The sequence below is a fragment of the Bifidobacterium sp. POST2/T3 (B1) genome (assembly GCF_058197115.1).
This window is the reverse complement of record NZ_JBVPQK010000455.1, coordinates 1-2,027: the sequence shown is the minus strand read 5'-3', so window position 1 is coordinate 2,027 and position 2,027 is coordinate 1. Positions and strand designations below refer to the sequence as shown.

Sequence of the window (2,027 nt, the reverse complement as noted above, 5' to 3'; positions counted from 1 at the left end):
GGCCATCCTGTGCCTATTAATACAGAAGGGAAAGCGTGCATGCACATGCAACGAGATAATGAAGGGATAAGGCTCCCTAAGCTTTTAGGCTTGGCGGTCGCCGGAGCGACGCTCCTAGCGGGCATGGTCGTTCTGCCAGCCACCCAGGCTTCAGCCGACACAAATTATGGATATACAGCTGAAGATGACTTTAAGCCGGGCGCTCTGCTTCCTGATGAGCAGCCTACACTGACGGTCACCAAGTTCCTCTCTCTTTCTGATGGTGGCAACCCCACCGGCTCTTCAGCGGATCTCGATAAGTTGAAGACCAATAATCACGAACTAGTGCCTGCTCAGGATATTTTGTTCAATGTCCAGGAAGTGAAGGCAGCTAGTGGCAAGAGTTTAGCTGATATTAAGCCGGATGACGCTAGTTCTTATCAAACAGTTGGTGACCCATATGCCGGTGTAACCGATGGCCAAGGTGTCATTAATCAATGGTATAAGGCTGAAACGACTGGGGAAAATACCGGCAAAATTGCTGGCGCGCAAGCCAACGGGCAGCCTTCAGAGACATCTACAAAGGTGAATTTACCCAAGGCTACGAATGGTGTAGGGCATTATTTCATCCTGACGGAGAATAAGGACAAGTCATGGGCGTTCAACGAAAACAATGACCATAAACTTGATAAGACAAAGTACGGTGCTGCTGCTGCCTCGTTCTTCGGTTTGCCTTATGCTGCACAGTCGTTAGACAACACAACACCTAAGGTGACCGGCTATATCTACCATCTGCATCTGTACCCGAAGAACGTGAACACAAATGCCTTCTCGAAGACTGTGCAAAATGTTTACGACTCCACAACAGGTGCAGTTAAGACTCAGCGGACGGCAGTCGCAGGTGACAAGATTGATTACAAGCTGTCTCAGAAGATCAATGCGCAACCTGTAACTGGGCAGCTTGATGTAAGCCAGCTTGCCGGCGATTACGCTGATATCAAGATCTCTGATCGCATGTCTACAGCTTTGAAAATGGATGAGGGCACCATCAAGGCGATAGTCTATTATAAGGACAATTCTGGAGCACAGAAGCAAAAGGAGTTGTCAAGGTCTGGAGACACAATCGATTACAAGATGGATAACGACAAGAATCCAGATCGGTTGACCGGTAATACAGGCAAGATGTTCTCAACAACGGACAACTATTCGAACTACTACAATTTCACGTTCTTTGGTAGTGAAGTTGCTTCTCTTCTGAAGAGTGCTGCCAAGGCTGATATTCATGTCGATGTCACCTACAGCGCCACGGTAACCCCAGATGGCGATTCTACTGGAACTAACGGTGTAGCGAATGATGCATCTGCTGATTTCCGCGGAAATACGGGTGCCACAATTGTTGACCATACCAACGTCATCAATGCCGTGTTCGTCTTCGGCGCCATTAAGTCTGCCGATCACAACTACGATGCGTTGCCCAAGACGGAGTTCCGACTGGTTCAGGATGAAACCCACCAGGACTCCTACCTCGCCACGAATGGTGAGTTCTATGCCAACGAAGCAGCAGCAGAGGCAAAAAATGCTAAGCTGTACAAGGCTACAGCTAATGATCAAGGCGTGGTAGCTTTCGCAGGTCTACCTATTTTTGGTCCCGCAGCTCAAAGGGCAGGAGATTCAGCTGGCAAGACGGTAAAGGAAGTTCAATGGAGCCTGAAAGAGACTTCCACTCCTAGCGGATGGCGTAGCCCCAGTACCCCATTTAGCACGATTACATATTCAAATGTCGCTGGTCAGACTGAAGAACAGCTCGCTCAGACCTACGGTCCCAATGCTGCTATAGAGCCTGCATATGCTTCACTGAAGTTTGGTCCATTCGATGTGACTCCTGCGCAGTATGTTGCAAAGAAGAATCAGCCATTGAAGTACAACAATGTGGCTATTCAGAAGTATCTGGCGCATTCTGCGGAGGGTGATGCTGATGCTCCATTGTCGCTGCCTCTAACTGGTGGTCGCGGTATCGTGCTCCTGCTGGTCGTCGGTGCTCTGCTTAT

General features: G+C 49.1%; 1 protein-coding gene. It reads left to right on the top strand.

The window, feature by feature from the left end; translation table 11 throughout:
• Positions 1-39 precede the first annotated feature (39 nt).
• The coding region (locus AC0AP0_RS12725) for an isopeptide-forming domain-containing protein (protein ID WP_490430753.1) at positions 40-2,027 on the top strand (1,988 nt) is incomplete at its 3' end.